The following is a 17200-nucleotide window of genomic DNA, read 5'->3' as shown; positions in this document are numbered from 1 at the left end:
CTGTTGAACCCTCTAAAGATAACCTAGCGCGCCTACCACGGCGATGGGTCCGCGCAAGTCGCTGGCACGCTTGCCCGGGGCGACATATACCGGTGTCATGGATATCCAGCACGCCGTCGCCCAGCCGCCTTTGGTGATCCGTCGCGAAGATTACCGCCCGCCCGCGTGGCTGGTGCCCGATACGCGGCTGGCGTTCGATATCGATCCCGCCGCCACCCGCGTCCATGCGACGCTGTCGGTGCTGCGCAATGGCGCCCATTCGGAGCCGCTGCGCCTCGACGGGGCTGGCCAAACACCACTATCCGTCGTCGTCGACGGGGTTGCGGTTAACGATTGGCGGGTCGAGGACAACCAGCTCGTCATCCCGCTGTTGGGCGACGCGCACAGCATCGAGACGGAGGTGGAGATCGCCCCCGACCGCAACACGCAGTTGATGGGCCTGTACGCCAGCGGCGGAAACATCTGCACCCAGTGCGAGGCGGAGGGGTTCCGCCGCATCACCTTCTTCCCCGATCGCCCCGACGTGCTCAGCCGCTATTCGGTGCGCCTGACGGCGGACAGGGCGCGCTTCCCCGTCCTGCTCGCGAACGGCGATCCCGTTGCGAAGGGCGACGCCGAGGATGGTCGGCACTGGGCCGAGTGGAACGATCCCTTCCCCAAGCCCAGCTACCTGTTCGCGCTCGTCGCGGGCGATCTCCAGGTCAATCGTGGCAGCTTCGTGACGGCATCGGGCCGCACCGTCGAACTCGGCATCTGGGTCCGTGCCGCCGACCTGCCGCGCACCGACCATGCGCTCCACGCTTTGAAGCTGTCGATGGCGTGGGACGAGCGCGTCTATGGCCGCGAATATGACCTCGACGTGTTCAACATCGTCGCGGTCGACGACTTCAACTTCGGCGCGATGGAGAACAAGGGGCTGAATATTTTCAACAGCCGCTACATCCTCGCCGATCCCGACACCGCGACCGATTACGATTATGACGGCATCGCCGCCGTCGTGGCGCACGAATATTTCCACAACTGGTCGGGCAATCGCGTCACCTGCCGCGACTGGTTCCAGTTGTCGCTGAAGGAGGGCTTCACCGTCTACCGCGATCAGGGCTTCTCCGCCGATCAGGGATCGGCCGCGGTGAAGCGGATCGAGGATGTGCGCGGCCTGCGCGCGGCGCAGTTTCCGGAGGATTCGGGGCCGCTCGCGCATTCGGTCCGCCCGGACGAGTATCAGGAGATCAGCAACTTCTACACCGCGACCATCTACAACAAGGGCGCGGAACTGATCCGGATGATGGCGACCATCCTGGGGCCGACCGCCTTCCGCGCCGCCACCGACCTGTATTTCGACCGCTTCGACGGCACGGCCGCCACCTGCGAGGATTTCGTGGCGTGCATGGAGGAAGCGTCGGGTAAGGACCTGACGCAATTCCGCCTCTGGTACAGCCAGGCGGGCACCCCCCGCGTCTCCGCCAGTCTGGAGCATCAGCCCGGTGGTGGCCGCGCGACGCTGCGCCTCGGCCAGCGGGTGCCGCCGACCCCCGGCCAGCCGGTGAAGCAGTCGATGCTGCTCCCGCTCAAGATCCGCCTGTTCGGGGCCGAGACCGGCCGGCCGCTTACCGACGAACGGCTCGTCCTGCTCGACAGCAATTCGGAGACGATCGTGTTCGAGGCGGTGACGGAGCGGCCCGTGCTGTCGATCAACCGCGGCTTCTCCGCGCCCGTCGTGATCGAAAGCGATCGGAGCCCCGCCGATCTCGCTTTCCTGTCGCGCCACGACGACGATCCCTTCGCCCGGTACGAGGCGATGCAGCAGCTAATGCTCGATACACTGGTCGCCGGTGCCGTCGAGGGCCGCGCGGATCACGAGGCGGCGATCGCCGCCGTGGCGGACACGCTCGACAATCCCGAACTCGATCGCGCGTTCGTGGCGGAAGCGGTGCTGCTGCCGTCCGAGGCGTTCGTGGGCGATCAGCTGTCCAGCGTCGATCCGGAAGCGATCTTCCGCGCCCGCGAGGCGCTGCGCCGCGATCTCGGCCGCCGGTTGGAGGATCGCTGGCGCACCGCCTATGCGCAGGCTCCGCAGACTCCCTACGTTTATTCGCCGGAGGAGAAGGGCAAGCGCAGGCTTCGCAACGTCGCGCTCGGCTATCTTGCCGCCGCGGGCGTCCCCGACGCCGCGACGCTGGCCTTCCGCCAGTTCGAGGTCGCGGACAATATGACCGATCGTCAGGCGGCGCTGACGACTCTCGTCAGCAGCGACGACGATTTGCGGATCGCCGCACTCGACATCTTCTACAACCGCTATGCCGACAATCCGCTGGTGCTGGACAAGTGGTTCCAGACGCAGGCGCTGTCGTCGCGCGACGATGCCGCCGCGACCGTGGCGGCGCTGGCGGAGCATCCCGACTTCACCCTCGCCAACCCCAATCGCGCGCGATCGCTGGTCGGCGCCTTCGGCGTCAACCAGCGCGCGTTCAACCGCCCCGACGGGGCGGGCTATCGCTTCCTGGCCGACCAGTTGATCGCGCTCGACCGGCTGAATCCGCAAACCGCCGCGAAGCTGCTCCCCCCGCTCGGCCGCTGGCGCCGTTTTGACGAGGACCGCGCCGCCCTGATGCGCGAACAGCTTGAACGCATCGTCGCGCAGCCTGGGCTGTCGAAGGATCTGTTCGAACAGGCTTCGAAAAGCCTCGACGGCTGAACGTAGGCGCGTCGAACGCCTCCTCCTCCGCCGGAGAGGAGCGGGGCCGCATGATGAGGGTCAACCCGTGAAGCCCTTGGGCGGCTCGGCGATGATGATCCTGTTGCCGTCCCGGTCTGCGATCTCGGCGATCGCGCCGAAGTCACCGCGGCTGATTGGCCCGAGATCGAGGCCCAGATCTGCGAGCCTGCTCTTTTCTCGTTCGATATCTGGCGTCACGAGGGTGATGATCGACCCGCCGGCTTTCTCCGCATCGACCATGAGCTGGATACCGGCCGTGCCGATGTTCCGCCACTGCGTCAGGATCGGCATGGGGTGGTCGTCCGCGGGGCGGCCCAACAACGCCGTATACCACTCCTCTGCGCCGGCCAGATCAGCCACGCTCGCTACCGCATACACACCCTGGATGTTCATCGCGTCTCGCCGATCAGCCTCTGCGCGACGCTAACCCGACGTGTGTCCGCCGACAACGCCGATCGCTGCTGACGCTTCACCCGGCTGAGACGGCGGCAGAGGAGGCGGGAGCGAGATCGGGATTTCGGCCACGTTGACGCGCAGGCACAGCCATCTCATCGCTCTAACGCCTTCCGGACGGCGAGTAGCCCGGAAAAAATGGTGCCCAGAAGAGGACTCGAACCTCCACGACCTTGCGATCGCCAGCACCTGAAGCTGGTGCGTCTACCAATTCCGCCATCTGGGCACGGGGTAGGCGGCGGCCTTTAGGGGGGGCGACGGAGCCTTGTCAACAGGCATCCCAAACGGCAAAGGCTTCGCGACGCCAATCGCCGGTCCTTGGGCCGGCAGCAGGGACGGTATGCGGACATGAAGAACAAGCTGGTGACGCTGATCGGAGGCGGCGGTTTCGTCGGCCGCTATGCCGCGCAGGCGCTGCTCCGGGCCGGCGCACGCGTCCGCATCGCGCAGCGCGATCCGCGGCAGGCCTGGTACCTGAAGCCGCAGGGGGCGCTGGGGCAGACGCAGTTCGTCGCGGCGGACATCAACCGTCCCGAAACCGTGCTGCGCGCCGTGCAGGGTGCCGACGCCGTCGTGAACCTCGTCGGCGTGCTGGCGGGTGATTTCGAGCGCGCGCATGTCGATGGTGCGCGGACGATCGCCGATGCCGCTGCCAAGGCTGGTGTTGAGACGCTGGTCCATGTCTCCGCGATCGGGGCCGATCCCGAATCGGCGTCGCGCTATGGCCGGTCGAAGGGCAATGGCGAGGTCGCGGTGCGAGAGGCATTCGCGAACGCCACGATCCTGCGCCCGTCGATCGTGTTCGGCCGCGAGGATAATTTCGTGAACCGTTTCGCGGGCATGATCGCCGTCGCGCCGATCGTCCCCGTGCTGCGGACGGGCACCAAGTTCCAGCCGGTGTTCGCGGCCGATGTCGGCGAGGCGATCCGTGCCGCCGTCGCGTCGCCCGGCAGCTTCGCCGGCCGCACTTTGGAGCTGGGTGGGCCGGACGTCATCACGATGGGCAACCTCATTCGCTGGATCGCCGATGCGATCGGCCGGTCGCCGACCATTTTGGAGTTGCCGGACATGGTCGGGGCCGCAATCGCGCGCGCCGGCTTCCTGCCCGGCGCACCGATCACCTGGGACCAGTGGCTGATGCTGGGGCGCGCCAATGTCGTGAGCGGTGAGGACGGGCTGGCCGCGTTGGGCATCGATGCCACGCCGATGGCCGCGGTCGCGCCCGAATGGCTCGTCCGCTTCCGCAAGCAGGGCCGCTTCGGCCGCCGCATGGAACAGGCGCTTTGAGCGACTGGCTGGTTGCGATCATCCTCGGCATCGTCGAGGGGGTCACCGAATTCTTGCCCGTGTCGTCGACGGGACACCTCGTGCTGGCGACGGAATTGCTGGGCTTCGACGCGGCGCGCTGGTCCGTGTTCAACATCGCCATTCAGCCGGGCGCGATCCTAGCGATCGTCGTCCTGTACTGGCGGACGTTCCTCGCGGTGTTGCAGGGCCTGTTCCGGCGCGAGCCCAATTCGGTGGCGTTCGTCCGCAACCTGCTGATCGCGTTCCTGCCGGCGGCGGTGCTGGGGTTCGCGATCAACGACCGGATCGAGGCGCTGCTGGAGAATGCGACGGTCATCGCCTGGGCGCTCATCGTCGGCGGCGTCGCGATCCTGATCGTCGAGCGACTGGCCAAGACCTACAAGACCGGCGGCATCGCCGGCGTGTCGTGGTTCGATTCGCTACGCATCGGTCTCGTCCAGTGCATCGCTATGATTCCGGGTGTCAGCCGGTCGGGCGCGACGATCATGGGTGCGATGACGCTGGGGATCGAGCGGCGTACGGCCGCCGAGTTCAGCTTCTTCCTCGCGTTGCCGACGCTGACGGGCGCGACCGTGTTGCAGATGGTCAAGCATCGCGACGCGATCACGTCCGGCAGCCTGCAACTGATCGGCGTCGGCTTCGTCGTGTCGTTCCTCGTGGCGCTCGTGGTCGTGAAGGGGTTCATGGCGCTAGTGACGAAACATGGCTTCGCGCCGTTCGCGTGGTATCGCATTGTTGCCGGCGGGGTCGCGCTGATAGCTCTCAACGTCCATTAGGGCCGATTATATACCCTTTCCACCGCTTCTGGCGGAGCGACATCATTCTTAGCCTTCAAGAACTCCATAATAGGTCAGCGTAGCTGACTAGTAAGGTTTTCGCCTCTGCGATATGCGCATCTTTGTCATTTTACGAAGGTGCGCCACATGGCTCAGGAGCAGATGCTCAAGTTCGTCGATCGCGATCAGGCGTATCCGGATAAGCGGACCGCCGACGAGCGCGCGCAGGACTTTCGGGAGATCGCGAACCGCTACGCCGTGCCGACCGCCGAGGATCAGGCCGGTCGCTGCTCGCAATGCGGCGTGCCCTATTGCTCGGTACATTGTCCGCTCCATAACCACATCCCGGATTGGCTGCGCCTGACCGCCGAGGGGCGGCTGCGCGAAGCGTACGAGCTTTCGAACAGCACCTCGACGATGCCGGAAATCTGCGGCCGCATCTGCCCGCAGGACCGGCTGTGCGAGGGCAATTGCGTGATCGAGTTCTCCGGCCACGGCGCGGTGACGATCGGCTCGGTCGAAAAGTTCATCACAGACACCGCCTGGGCGGAGGGCTGGGTGGAGCCGGTGCAGGTCGCGCCCGCCCGCGGCCAGTCGGTCGGCGTGATCGGCGCGGGACCGGCCGGGCTGACGACGGCTGAGCTGCTGCGTGCCCGCGGCTACGAGGTGCATGTCTATGACCGTCACGACCGTGCCGGTGGCCTGCTGACGTACGGCATCCCGGGCTTCAAGCTGGAAAAGCCGGTCGTCATGCGCCGCGTCGAGCGGCTGGAGCAGGCGGGCATCGTCTTCCATTACGGCTTCGCAGTCGGACAGGACGCGACGCTGGACGATCTGCGCCGCCGCCACGATGCGGTGCTGATCGCGACCGGCGTGTACAAGGCGCGGCAGGTCGAGGTGCCCGGCGCGGACGCGAACGGCGTGGTCGCTGCGCTCGATTATCTGACCGCCTCCAACCGCAAGGGCTTCGGCGATGCGGTGCCCGAGTTCGACGGCGGCGCGCTGGATGCGGCCGGTAAGAACGTGGTAGTGATCGGCGGCGGCGACACCGCGATGGACTGCGTCCGCACCGCGATCCGTCAGGGCGCGAAATCGGTGAAGTGCCTCTACCGCCGCGACCGCGCCAACATGCCCGGATCGCAGCGTGAAGTCGCCAATGCGGAAGAGGAAGGCGCGGAGTTCGTCTGGCTCTCCGCCCCGCTCGCGTTCGACGGTATCGATAGCGTCGGCACCGTCCGCGCCAGCCGCATGCGCCTCGGTGCCCCCGATGCCAGCGGCCGTCGCGCGCCGGAGGTCGATCCCGGCGGCGAGCTGGCGTTGCAGGCGGACCTCGTCATCAAGGCGCTCGGCTTCGACGCGGAGGATCTGCCGACCCTGTGGGGCGCGCCCGAACTCGGCGTCAGCCGCTGGGGCACGGTGCTGGCCGACGGCAAGACGCTGATGACCTCGCTGGAGGGTGTGTTCGCCGCCGGCGACATCGTCCGCGGCGCATCGCTGGTCGTCTGGGCGATCCGCGACGGCCGCGATGTGGCGTCGTCGATGCACAAGTGGCTGAAGGCGAAAGCGGCGGCGGAGAAGGTCGCGGCATGAGGCTCGCGGCCGAACAGGTGAACGCGATCAAGGCGGCGGCCGTCGCGGCGTTCGGCAATGACGTCGTCGTGCGCCTGTTCGGTAGCCGGGTGGACGACACACGTTTAGGCGGTGATATCGACCTCCATATCGAGGCAGCGCCTGAAACCGCCGATGTTGATCATGAAATCGAGTTTCGCGCCGCCGTCTGGAAGGCGCTGGACGAGGAGCAGATCGATGTCGTCGTTGCGGCGCGGGGTCAGCAACGATGGATTGATCGGGCTGCCGTCCGTGAAGGCGTCATTCTGTGAACCTTCAGGAGGTTCGCGAAGCAACCGCCGAAGCTGCCCGCGCGGCTGAGGAGTTAGCCGCGCATCTGGAGCGCTTGTCTGGCAGGATGTCGGTCCTGCTCCCGGTCGATCCTGCTGACCTGTCGCGTTGGTCAGACGATCCGTGGGAGCGTTTGCACGCCTTGCTGCGAATGTTCGAACAGCTGTACGACCTTACCAGTCGCAAGCTGTTTCGGGGATTTCTGTTCCTGTCCGGCGAGACGATTGCCGGATTGTCCGCGCAGAACCAGTTCCGCCGCATGGAGGCGCTCGGCGCAATCGGCAGTGCGGATCGCTGGATCGAGATTGGCGCGACCCGCAACATGCTCGTTCATGATTACCCTACGGACGGTCCTGCCCGCGCGCAGCGGGCTAACCGGGCTTGGCGCGATCTTCCCGACCTGATCGCAGCGACCCAACGGACCATCACCGTGCTTCGCTCGGAGACCCTGATATGACGACCCACCAGCACGCCTATCTCGCCGAACACGGCATGTACCGCCCCGAATTCGAGGGCGATGCCTGTGGCGTCGGCCTCGTCGCCGCCACCGACGGACAGCCGTCGCGGCGCGTGGTGCAGTCGGCGATCGATGCGCTGAAGGCAGTCTGGCACCGCGGTGCGGTCGATGCGGACGGCAAGACCGGCGACGGCGCGGGCATCCATCTCGACCTGCCGCATCGCTTCTTCGACGACTGCATCGCGGCGTCGGGGCACAAGGTGATGCCGAACCGGCTCGCGGTCGGCATGGTCTTCCTCCCGCGCACCGATCTGGGCGCGCAGGAGACGTGCAGGACGATCGTCGAAAGCGCGATCATCGAGGCGGGCTACACCATCTATGGCTGGCGTCAGGTGCCCGTCGACGTGTCCGTCATCGGCATGAAGGCGCAGGCGACCCGGCCGGAGATCGAGCAGATCATGATCGCCGGGCCGCTGCCCGGCGACATGGACGAGGCGGAGTTCGAGAAGAACCTGTATCTGGTCCGCCGCCGCATCGAAAAGCGTGTGATCGCGGCGCAGATCCAGGGCTTCTACATCTGTTCGCTGTCGGCGCGCTCGATCGTCTACAAGGGGCTGTTTCTGGCGGAGAGCCTGTCCGTCTTCTACCCCGACCTGACCGATCGACGCTTCGAGAGCCGCGTCGCGATCTTCCACCAGCGCTATTCGACCAACACCTTCCCGCAATGGTGGCTGGCACAGCCGTTCCGCTGTCTCGCCCACAACGGTGAGGTCAACACGATCCGCGGCAACAAGAACTGGATGCTCAGCCACGAGATCCGGATGGCCTCGATCGCGTTCGGCGACAACTCGGAGGACATCAAGCCGGTCATCCCCGCCGGCGCGTCCGATACGGCTGCGCTGGACGCCGTGTTCGAGGCGATCTGTCGCTCCGGCCGCGATGCGCCGACCGCGAAGCTGATGCTGGTGCCCGAGGCGCTGGACGAGCGCGGCGACACGCCGGACAGCCATGCCGCGATGTACCGCTATCTCGCCTCGGTCATGGAGCCGTGGGACGGTCCCGCCGCGCTGGCGATGACCGACGGCCGCTGGGCGGTCGCGGGGATGGACCGCAACGCGCTGCGCCCGCTGCGCTATACCCGCACGTCGGACGGACTGCTGATCGTTGGATCGGAGAGCGGCATGGTCGTCGTCCCCGAATCGACGATCATCGCCAAGGGCCGGCTGGGACCGGGGCAGATGATCGCCGTCGACCTTCAGGAAGGGATCGTGCTGGAGGATCGCGCGGTCAAGGACCGGATCGCGGGCGAGCAGGACTATGCCGCGATGACCGGCGAGTTCCTGACGCTGGACGATCTTCCGCCCGCACCCGGCGACCCCGTCGTCCGCTATCCGCGCGCCGAGCTGACCCGCCGTCAGGTCGCGGCCGGCCAGACGCTGGAGGATATGGAGCTGATCCTGTCGCCGATGGTCGAGGGCGGCAAGGAGGCGATCGGGTCGATGGGCGACGATACGCCGCTCGCCGTCATCAGCGACAAGCCACGCCTCATCAGCCAGTTCTTCCGCCAAAACTTTTCGCAGGTGACCAACCCGCCGATCGACAGTCTGCGCGAACGTCACGTGATGTCGCTCAAGACGAGGTTCGGCAATCTCGCCAACATCCTCGACGTACGCGACCAGCGCGAACACGTGCTGGTGCTCGACTCTCCGGTGCTGACCGGCGCGATGTGGGAGCGGCTGAAGACGCATTTCGGTCGCTCCGTGGCGGAGATCGACTGCACGTTCGAGGCGGACGGCGGCCCGGAGCGGCTGCGCGCCGCAATCCAGCGCATCCGCAATCAGGCCGAACAGGCGGTGCGGGAGGGCAAGAGCGAACTGTTCCTGACCGACGAGAACGTGTCGGAGGACCGCGTTGCCATCGCCGGCGTGCTCGCCGCCGCGGCGGTCCACACGCATCTCGTCCGTCGTGGCCTGCGCAGCTATGCGTCGATCAACGTCCGCACCGCCGAATGCCTCGACACGCATTATTACGCGGTGCTGATCGGCGTCGGCGCGACGACGGTGAACGCTTATCTGGCGGAGGCGTCGATCGCCGATCGCCACGCGCGCGGCCTGTTCGGCGATCTGTCGATCGAGCAATGCCTCGACCGGCATCGTGTCGCCGTCGAGGAGGGTTTGCTCAAGATCATCTCCAAGATGGGCATCGCCGTCATCTCGTCCTATCGCGGCGGCTATAATTTCGAGGCGGTCGGGCTCAGCCGGGCGCTGGTCAACGATCTGTTTCCGGGCATGCCGGCCAAGATCTCGGGCGAGGGCTATGCCTCGCTCCACCTCAACGCCAAGCTGCGTCACGATACCGCGTTCGACGACGATATCGTCACGCTGCCGATCGGCGGCTTCTATCGCCAGCGCGCGGACGGGGAGACGCACGCCTATTCCGCGCAGTTGATGCACCTGCTCCAGACCGCGGTCGCGACCGACAGCTATTCCAGCTACCTGCAATTCTCGCGCGGTGTCGCCGATCTGCCGCCGGTGTATCTGCGCGACCTGTTGCAGTTCAACTTCCCGTCGGAAGGCGTACCGATCGATCAGGTCGAGGCGATCACGGAAATCCGCAAGCGGTTCGTGACGCCGGGCATGTCGCTGGGCGCGCTGTCGCCGGAAGCGCACGAGACGCTGGCGATCGCGATGAACCGGATCGGCGCGAAGGCGGTGTCGGGCGAAGGCGGCGAGGATGTCGTCCGGTTCAAGCCCTATGCGAATGGCGATAACGCCAATTCGGGCGTGAAGCAGATCGCCAGCGGCCGATTCGGCGTCACCGCCGAATATCTCGGCGCGTGCGAGGAGATCGAGATCAAGGTCGCGCAGGGCGCCAAGCCCGGCGAGGGCGGCCAGCTGCCCGGCTTCAAGGTCACCGAGTTCATCGCGAAGTTGCGCCACGCGACTCCGGGCGTGACGCTCATCAGCCCACCGCCGCACCACGACATCTATTCGATCGAGGATCTCGCGCAGCTCATCTACGACTGCAAGCAGATCAACCCGCGCGCCCGCGTCTGCGTCAAGCTGGTGTCGTCGGCGGGCATCGGCACCGTCGCGGCGGGCGTCGCCAAGGCTCACGCGGACGTCATCCTCGTCTCCGGCCATGTCGGCGGCACGGGTGCATCGCCGCAGACGAGCATCAAATACGCCGGCACGCCGTGGGAAATGGGCCTGTCGGAGGTCAACCAGACGCTGACGCTCAATGGCCTGCGCGGTCGCATCCGCCTGCGCGCGGACGGCGGACTGAAAACCGGACGCGACATCGTCATCGCCGCGATCCTCGGCGCGGAGGAGTTCGGTATCGGCACCCTGTCGCTCGTTGCCATGGGCTGCATCATGGTGCGGCAGTGTCATTCGAACACCTGCCCGGTCGGCGTCTGCGTGCAGGACGAGCGCCTGCGCGCCAAGTTCACCGGCACGCCGGAAAAGGTCATCAACCTGATGACCTTCATCGCCGAGGAGGTCCGCGACATCCTCGCCCGGCTCGGCGTCACCTCACTGGACGAGGTAATCGGCCGCACTGAGTTCCTCCGTCAGGTCAGCCGCGGCGCCGAACATCTTGACGATCTCGACCTCAACCCGATCCTCGCCAAGGTCGATGCGACCGATGCCGAGCGCCGCTTCTCGCTCTCGACGTTCCGGAACGCAGTGCCCGACAGCCTCGATGCGCAGATCATCAAGGACGCGGCGGCGGTGTTTTCTCGTGGCGAGAAGATGCAGCTGACCTATTCGGTGCGCAACACGCACCGCGCCGTCGGCACGCGACTGTCGAGCGAGATCACGCGCACTTTCGGCATGTCGAAGCTGGCCGACGGTCACGTCACCATTCGCCTGCGCGGATCGGCGGGCCAGTCGCTCGGCGCGTTCCTGTGCAAGGGCATCACGCTGGAGGTGTTCGGCGACGCTAACGATTACGTCGGCAAGGGCCTGTCGGGCGGCATCATCGTCGTGCGGCCGGCGGTATCCTCACCCCTCGCCAGCCAGGACAACACGATCATCGGCAACACCGTGCTGTATGGCGCAACCAGCGGCCGGCTGTTTGCGGCGGGGCAGGCGGGCGAGCGCTTCGCCGTGCGCAACTCGGGCGCGCAGGTGGTGGTCGAGGGCTGCGGCGCGAACGGCTGTGAATATATGACCGGCGGCGTCGCCGTCGTGCTGGGAGAGGTCGGCGCGAATTTCGGGGCCGGCATGACCGGCGGCATGGCCTTCGTCTACGATCCCGGTGCGAAGTTCGACCGCCGCGCGAACGGCGAGAGCATCGTGTGGCGCCGGCTGTCGTCGGCGCATTGGGAAGGTGTCCTGCGCGACCTGATCGCCGCGCATGTCGCCGCAACGGACAGCCGCTGGTCGAAGGGGCTGCTGGAGGATTGGGAGCGTGTCGCGGGCGACTTCTGGCAGATCGTACCGAAGGAGATGCTCACCCGCCTGTCGCATCCGCTGGACGACATGCCGGAAGCGGTGGCGGCGGAGTAGCTACGCCGCCGCTGCTATGTCGGTCCGCGCGAAGTCGTCGCCCTTGTAGAGCAGGGGGCACCCGGCGACCTTCGCAACCGCATAGGCCATGCAGTCGCCATAGTTGAGGCGGGCTGCATGACGCCCCTTGCCGAAGCGATCGAACGCCTTGGCCGCGGCGGCGAGGTGGTCGGCGGTGAAATCGACGAGCCTGAACGGCGGGATCGAGATCAGTTCGGCCGCGTCCAGTGTCATCGCGGGCTGCGACTTTCCGCTGGCGACGATGTGCAGTTCGAGAGCCGTCGGCGGACCGATCAGCGCGATATCGGTTCGGGCGAGGATTGCCAGAAACCGTTCCGACTCCGGTTCGCGCAAGAGGATCGACACCAGCGCCGACGTATCGACCGCGATCATCGCGGCAGGCCGACCTCGTCATAACCGATGATCTCGTCCGCCGGTCTTGGGTCGATGGTATAGGTCTGCACCCGATCCTGAATGCGGCGGACGCGATCCAGGAAGGCTTCGGACGCCATCGTCACCCCCTCCCGCGCCAGCTCGTTGCGGACGGCGACGCCCACGGCATCGGCCTCGCTGATGCCGCGGTGGGCGGCGAGCAGGCGGATCATGCGTTCGTGCTCGTCATGTTCGATGATGATGCCCATGCCGTCCGCCTCCCGCGCTGTTCGCCGATTCTACGCGCCTTCAGCCGGTGGAACAATGCCGACCGGGGGCGTAGAGGGGCGGCATGTGGCAGCTCTATCAATTCCCCCTGTGTCCCTTCTCGCGCAAGATCCGGCTCCAGCTGGGTGAGAAGGGCGTCGGGTACGAACTCGTCCGCGAATCGCCGTGGGAGCGGCGGGACGAGTTCCTCGACATGAACCCGACCGGGCAGACGCCGGTAATGGTCGATGCGCAGCGCGGGATCGTGCTGATGGATTCGATGGCGATCGCCGAGTATTTCGAGGAGACGGTCGACAAGTCCGCGACGATCAACGGCACCGCGACCAACCGAGCCGAGATTCGCCGGCTGGTGACGTGGTTCGACACCCACTTCTACCGCGACGTGACCGAGCGGCTGCTGCACGAACGCATGGTCAAGCGCATCGCGCAGCGGACCGCACCGGATGCCAAGGGCCTGCGCGAGGCGATGAAGGCGGCGGTCGGACATCTCGACTATACCGACTACCTGCTCGATCACCGGCAATGGCTGGGCGGGGCGACGATGAGCCTCGCCGATCTGGCGGCGGCGGCGCAGATCTCGATCGCCGACTATCTGGGCGGGGTCGACTGGAAGGGGCATGAGCAGACCGCGCGCTGGTATCGCGGGCTGAAGAGCCGGCCAAGCTTCCGGCCGCTGCTGGCCGAACGCATGGAGATGGTCGCGCCGCCGCCACACTACGACAATCTGGATTTCTGATGATCGATTACGACGACTTCCTGAAGGTCGACATCCGCGTCGGCACGATCGTCGCCGCCGAGCCATTCCCGGAGGCGCGCAAGCCTGCGATCAAGCTGGTGATCGACTTCGGTGCGGAGATCGGGCGCAAGCGGTCGTCGGCGCAGATCACCGCGCATTATACGCCCGAGTCGCTGGTCGGGCGGCAGGTGGCGGCGGTCGTGAATTTCCCGCCGCGCCAGATCGGACCGATGATGTCGGAGGTGCTGACCCTGGGCTTCCCGGACGAAGCGGGCGAGGTCGTGCTGATCGGGCCGGAGCGGGCGGTACCTGACGGTGGGCGGCTGTTTTGACCTTCTTCCCGCAACGGCGAGATTTGGAAGGTTAGGCTAAGGTTAGTCCAATGCGGCGTTACGCGGCGGGGTGGCCGGGGACATGGAAGCTGGCGGTGCAAAGAGCGTGAGGTGTCTCCTACCGCATGCGCCCGCCTGTAGGACAGAGGTTCCTTTGCCGCCCCCCGCGCCCTATCTGCGGAAGCGATGACCGGAATCACCGCACGCCTCGCCGATGGGGTTCGATCGATCGCCGCCGCCGAGTGGGACGCCTGTGCCGGCAGCGGCAATCCGTTCGTCAGCCACGCGTTTCTGAGCGCGCTGGAGGAGTCGGGCAGCGTCGGTGGCCGCTCCGGGTGGCAGCCTATTCCCATCGTGGTCGACGCCGCCGACGGCCGGCCCGGGGCCATCGCCCCCGCCTATGCCAAGAGCCACAGCCAGGGCGAATATGTCTTTGATCACGGCTGGGCGGATGCGTGGGAACGGGCGGGCGGCGCCTATTACCCGAAGCTTCAGGTCGCATCGCCGTTCAGCCCGGTGCCGGGTCCACGCCTGCTGCTGCGCGACGACAGCTACGCGCCCGCACTGATCGGTGGGCTGGAGGCGGTGGTGGATCAGCACGGCCTGTCCTCCGCCCACGCGACCTTCGTGACGGAGGCGCAGGTGCCGCTGTTCGAGGCGGCGGGCTGGCTGATCCGTCAGGGGGTGCAGTTCCATTGGGCGAACGACGGCTATACGACGTTCGACGACTTCCTCGCGGCGCTGGCGAGCCGCAAGCGCAAGGCGATCCGCAAGGAGCGGGCGGCGGCGGTCGAGGGGCTGACGATCCGGCACCTGAGCGGCGCGGCGATCGAGGCGCATCACTGGGACGCGTTCTGGACCTTCTATCAGGATACCGGCAACCGCAAATGGGGGCGGCCGTATCTGACGCGGTCGTTCTTCCCGCTGCTCGGCGAGACGCTGGGGGAGCGCGTGCTGCTGATCCTCGCGGAGCGGGACGGGGTGCCGATCGCCGGTGCGCTCAACCTGATCGGCGACGATGCCCTGTACGGTCGGTATTGGGGCGCGCGCGAGGAGGTGCCGTTCCTCCATTTCGAGCTCTGCTATTATCAGGCGATCGACGCCGCCATCACCCGCGGTCTCGCCCGCGTGGAGGCGGGGGCGCAGGGCGAGCACAAGCTGGCGCGTGGGTACGTACCCGTGCCGACCTGGTCCGCGCACTATATTCCCGATCCGAATTTCCGCCGCGCGATCGCCGACTTTCTGGAGCGGGAGCGCGCAGGGGTGGAAGCGGAGGCCGATTATCTGGCCGAGCTGGCGCCCTTCAAGAAGGGCTGAACCGGCCGCCGCATCGGCAGGTCGGCGGGTAGAGGCGGCTGCGTGCGGTCGTCGATCCGGTACAGCGTGTCGTCGCCGTCGTGCCAGATGGGCGTGAAGCCCGCGACCAGCGCCGGATCGAATTTCGGCGCGTTGACGATCCAGACATAATCGAACGCATCGCGCGGGATCAGCGGCAGCGACCATGCGATCGGCCGCCACCATTCGCCGCGGCAACGCCGGTCGGTGACGATCTGCGACGGATCGTGGGCGAAGCGGCCGGCGGCGCGGTAGCGCGCGGTCAGCAACTGCGCACCGGCCATCGACCATTGGTCGTTCATATATGCCATGCGGCGGACCATCGCGATGCCGGGCACATGCTCCAGCCGCGAATAGGCCCAGTCGTCGTAGCAACGGCGGCCGATCATCGTCACCAGCCGCGCGCGCATCGGCACCTTGTCGAGCGCGGTCAGCGTACGGTCGAACTGTTCGGCATAGTGCCAGTAGCTGATCGTCGTGCCCACCAGCCGCGCCCCGAAGAACACCAGCCCGATCGCCGCCAGCGTCGTCGCACCGCGCAGCGACAGGCCGCGCTTCGGGCGCAGCGCAATGACGGCGATGGCCAGCGCGAACGGTGCGAGCCGCATATCGGCATAGGCGGAGCCGAACACGATCCGCGGCAGTGCGATGTACACCGCCAGCAGGAACAGCGCCGACAGGCCCAGATTGCGTGAGTATTCGATTCGCGCGTCACGGAATCCCTTGATGAGGATTGCGAACAGCACGAACGCGGAGGCGATATCCCAAAACTGCCAGCGATCGCGCAGGATCATCAGCACCCAGTTGATCTTCGCCTGCCAGTTGAACCAGTCGGCGGTCTGGCCGGTGACGTGCTCGCCCGATCGCCACACGATCATCAGCACCATCGGCAGCGCGAGCGGCAGGCAGCTGAGCCCGGCGCGCACCCACGCCTCCAGCCAATGGCCACCCCCGTCGCGACCGTCCCGACCGCCCTTGCGCAGGTCGTGCTGGCGGATCATCTCCGCGGAGAAGGCGAGCACGCCCAGCACGCCCCAGCCGAACGTGTGGCACAGCCACAACAGGCACGAGAGCGGCACGAACAGGATCGCGCGGAACCGGAAGCTGCCCAGCCGCCCGAGCCGCAGCCACAGGGCGAACAGGACAAACGACAGCGCGATCGACAGCGCGAAGTTCACGAACCCGAACTGGAAGGGGTAGCTGTAGGCCAGTGGCAGCGCGAACAGCGCGGTCGCGGGGATGCGGCCATGCACCTCGCGTGCGATCCACAACAGGCCGGCGACGGTCAGTACCGGAATCGCCATGACGATCAGCTTCACCGCCAGCTCCAGCCCGAACACCGGCGCGAGCGGGATGATGAGCAGGTCGATGCCGAGATTGCCGATCAACTGCCAGCGGAAGTCGAACCACTGGTACAGCCACGGATTGTCACCGATCGCGAGCTGGACGCGGTACCGACCCATATGGCCGAGCAGATCGACGAGCGGCGGGATCTCCGGTCGCAACAACGGAATAGCCGCCGCCAACGCCGCGACCACAACGAACCACCGTGTCTGCCACCAGTGCAGCTTGTCCCCCTGCATGGCTTGAGCCTTAGGATGCGCGCCGGATGTGCGCAATCGCTTAGCGGCGGGGCGCGGGTCGGTCGGAACGGGGCGGCTGCAAAACCTCTTCTGCCACCCTGGCGAAGGCCGGGGTCCCGTCGGGATGTCGGTGGTATTCGACGGAGAACGGGGCCCAACTGGACCCCCGCCTGCGCCGGGGTGGCGGTTCGGTGAGAGGCGGCGGAGCTACTTCGCAACGGTTCCAGCCAGGAGGCTGGGGTGAGTACCCTTCGAACATACGCTTTCTGCAGGTCGAATGGACATTCTCTTAAGGCATGTACCGGGTCATTCGCGGGAGCACATGGGGTGCTGGGGCAGGTCGCTGTCGTTGTCCGAAGGAGGCAGGCATTGGACATATCCGGGTGACGCCGCACCTGCGGTGATCGTTAAACACCAGCGAGATTTGATAAGTC

The 17200-nt window shown here is 66.6% G+C and carries 14 protein-coding genes and 1 tRNA gene; 10 read left to right on the top strand and 5 right to left on the bottom strand.

Annotated elements, in window-relative coordinates:
• The first annotated feature begins 97 nt into the window (after window positions 1–97).
• The gene (pepN, locus tag AC0CH8_RS02330) at window positions 98–2695 is read left to right on the top strand and encodes an aminopeptidase N (RefSeq protein ID WP_465238517.1); all 2598 of its coding nucleotides are present in this window, start codon (window positions 98–100) and stop codon (window positions 2693–2695) included.
• Window positions 2696–2755: 60 nt separating this feature from the next.
• Here the strand turns inward: pepN and AC0CH8_RS02325 are convergent, their stop codons facing one another.
• The gene (locus AC0CH8_RS02325) at window positions 2756–3109 is read right to left on the bottom strand and encodes a VOC family protein (protein WP_465238516.1); all 354 of its coding nucleotides are present in this window, start codon (window positions 3107–3109) and stop codon (window positions 2756–2758) included.
• A gap of 199 nt (window positions 3110–3308) precedes the next feature.
• Window positions 3309–3395: transfer RNA gene (locus AC0CH8_RS02320), tRNA-Leu, on the bottom strand.
• A gap of 122 nt (window positions 3396–3517) precedes the next feature.
• On the opposite strand from AC0CH8_RS02320, the gene AC0CH8_RS02315 reads away from it, so the two are divergent.
• The 6 genes from AC0CH8_RS02315 to gltB all read left to right on the top strand — a co-directional run bounded on the left by AC0CH8_RS02315 (window position 3518) and on the right by gltB (window position 12120).
• Window positions 3518–4456, top strand: coding sequence for a complex I NDUFA9 subunit family protein (locus AC0CH8_RS02315; protein WP_465238514.1), 939 nt, complete (start codon window positions 3518–3520; stop codon window positions 4454–4456).
• Window positions 4453–5253 (top strand): undecaprenyl-diphosphate phosphatase, encoded by an 801-nt coding sequence (locus AC0CH8_RS02310; RefSeq protein WP_465238513.1) that lies wholly within the window; start codon window positions 4453–4455, stop codon window positions 5251–5253. The genes AC0CH8_RS02315 and AC0CH8_RS02310 overlap by 4 nt, the downstream gene beginning before the upstream one ends.
• A 147-nt stretch (window positions 5254–5400) precedes the next feature.
• A complete protein-coding gene (locus AC0CH8_RS02305; protein WP_465238512.1) occupies window positions 5401–6843 on the top strand; it encodes an NAD(P)-dependent oxidoreductase in 1443 nt (480 codons plus the stop codon).
• Window positions 6840–7133 (top strand): hypothetical protein, encoded by a 294-nt coding sequence (locus AC0CH8_RS02300; RefSeq protein ID WP_204199152.1) that lies wholly within the window; start codon window positions 6840–6842, stop codon window positions 7131–7133. The genes AC0CH8_RS02305 and AC0CH8_RS02300 overlap by 4 nt, the downstream gene beginning before the upstream one ends.
• Complete coding sequence (locus AC0CH8_RS02295; protein ID WP_465238511.1) at window positions 7130–7609, top strand: hypothetical protein; 480 nt, start codon at window positions 7130–7132, stop codon at window positions 7607–7609. The genes AC0CH8_RS02300 and AC0CH8_RS02295 overlap by 4 nt, the downstream gene beginning before the upstream one ends.
• Window positions 7606–12120, top strand: coding sequence for a glutamate synthase large subunit (gene gltB / locus AC0CH8_RS02290; RefSeq protein WP_465238510.1), 4515 nt, complete (start codon window positions 7606–7608; stop codon window positions 12118–12120). Before AC0CH8_RS02295 ends, gltB begins: the two co-directional genes overlap by 4 nt.
• On the opposite strand, the gene AC0CH8_RS02285 is transcribed toward gltB, so the two are convergent.
• Both AC0CH8_RS02285 and AC0CH8_RS02280 read right to left on the bottom strand, forming a co-directional pair.
• On the bottom strand, window positions 12121–12513 hold the full coding sequence (locus AC0CH8_RS02285) for a type II toxin-antitoxin system VapC family toxin (RefSeq protein WP_465238509.1): 393 nt from the start codon (window positions 12511–12513) through the stop codon (window positions 12121–12123).
• On the bottom strand, window positions 12510–12761 hold the full coding sequence (locus AC0CH8_RS02280) for a type II toxin-antitoxin system VapB family antitoxin (RefSeq protein ID WP_465238508.1): 252 nt from the start codon (window positions 12759–12761) through the stop codon (window positions 12510–12512). The genes AC0CH8_RS02285 and AC0CH8_RS02280 overlap by 4 nt, the downstream gene beginning before the upstream one ends.
• A gap of 83 nt (window positions 12762–12844) precedes the next feature.
• Here AC0CH8_RS02280 and AC0CH8_RS02275 point away from each other — a divergent pair, with 83 nt between their 5' ends.
• From AC0CH8_RS02275 to AC0CH8_RS02265, 3 genes are all read left to right on the top strand, one after another.
• Window positions 12845–13516 (top strand): glutathione S-transferase family protein, encoded by a 672-nt coding sequence (locus tag AC0CH8_RS02275; protein WP_465238507.1) that lies wholly within the window; start codon window positions 12845–12847, stop codon window positions 13514–13516.
• Window positions 13516–13848, top strand: coding sequence for a tRNA-binding protein (locus AC0CH8_RS02270; protein ID WP_465238506.1), 333 nt, complete (start codon window positions 13516–13518; stop codon window positions 13846–13848). Before AC0CH8_RS02275 ends, AC0CH8_RS02270 begins: the two co-directional genes overlap by 1 nt.
• 186 nt (window positions 13849–14034) lie before the next feature.
• On the top strand, window positions 14035–15165 hold the full coding sequence (locus tag AC0CH8_RS02265) for a GNAT family N-acetyltransferase (protein WP_465238505.1): 1131 nt from the start codon (window positions 14035–14037) through the stop codon (window positions 15163–15165).
• Here the strand turns inward: AC0CH8_RS02265 and AC0CH8_RS02260 are convergent.
• Window positions 15129–16766, bottom strand: coding sequence for a hypothetical protein (locus AC0CH8_RS02260; RefSeq protein ID WP_465238504.1), 1638 nt, complete (start codon window positions 16764–16766; stop codon window positions 15129–15131). The two genes, AC0CH8_RS02265 and AC0CH8_RS02260, sit on opposite strands and share 37 nt — an antisense overlap.
• Window positions 16767–17200: the final 434 nt, after the last annotated feature.

The organism is Sphingomonas sp. AC435, assembly GCF_979253005.1.
This window is presented reverse-complemented; position numbering and strand designations above follow the sequence as displayed.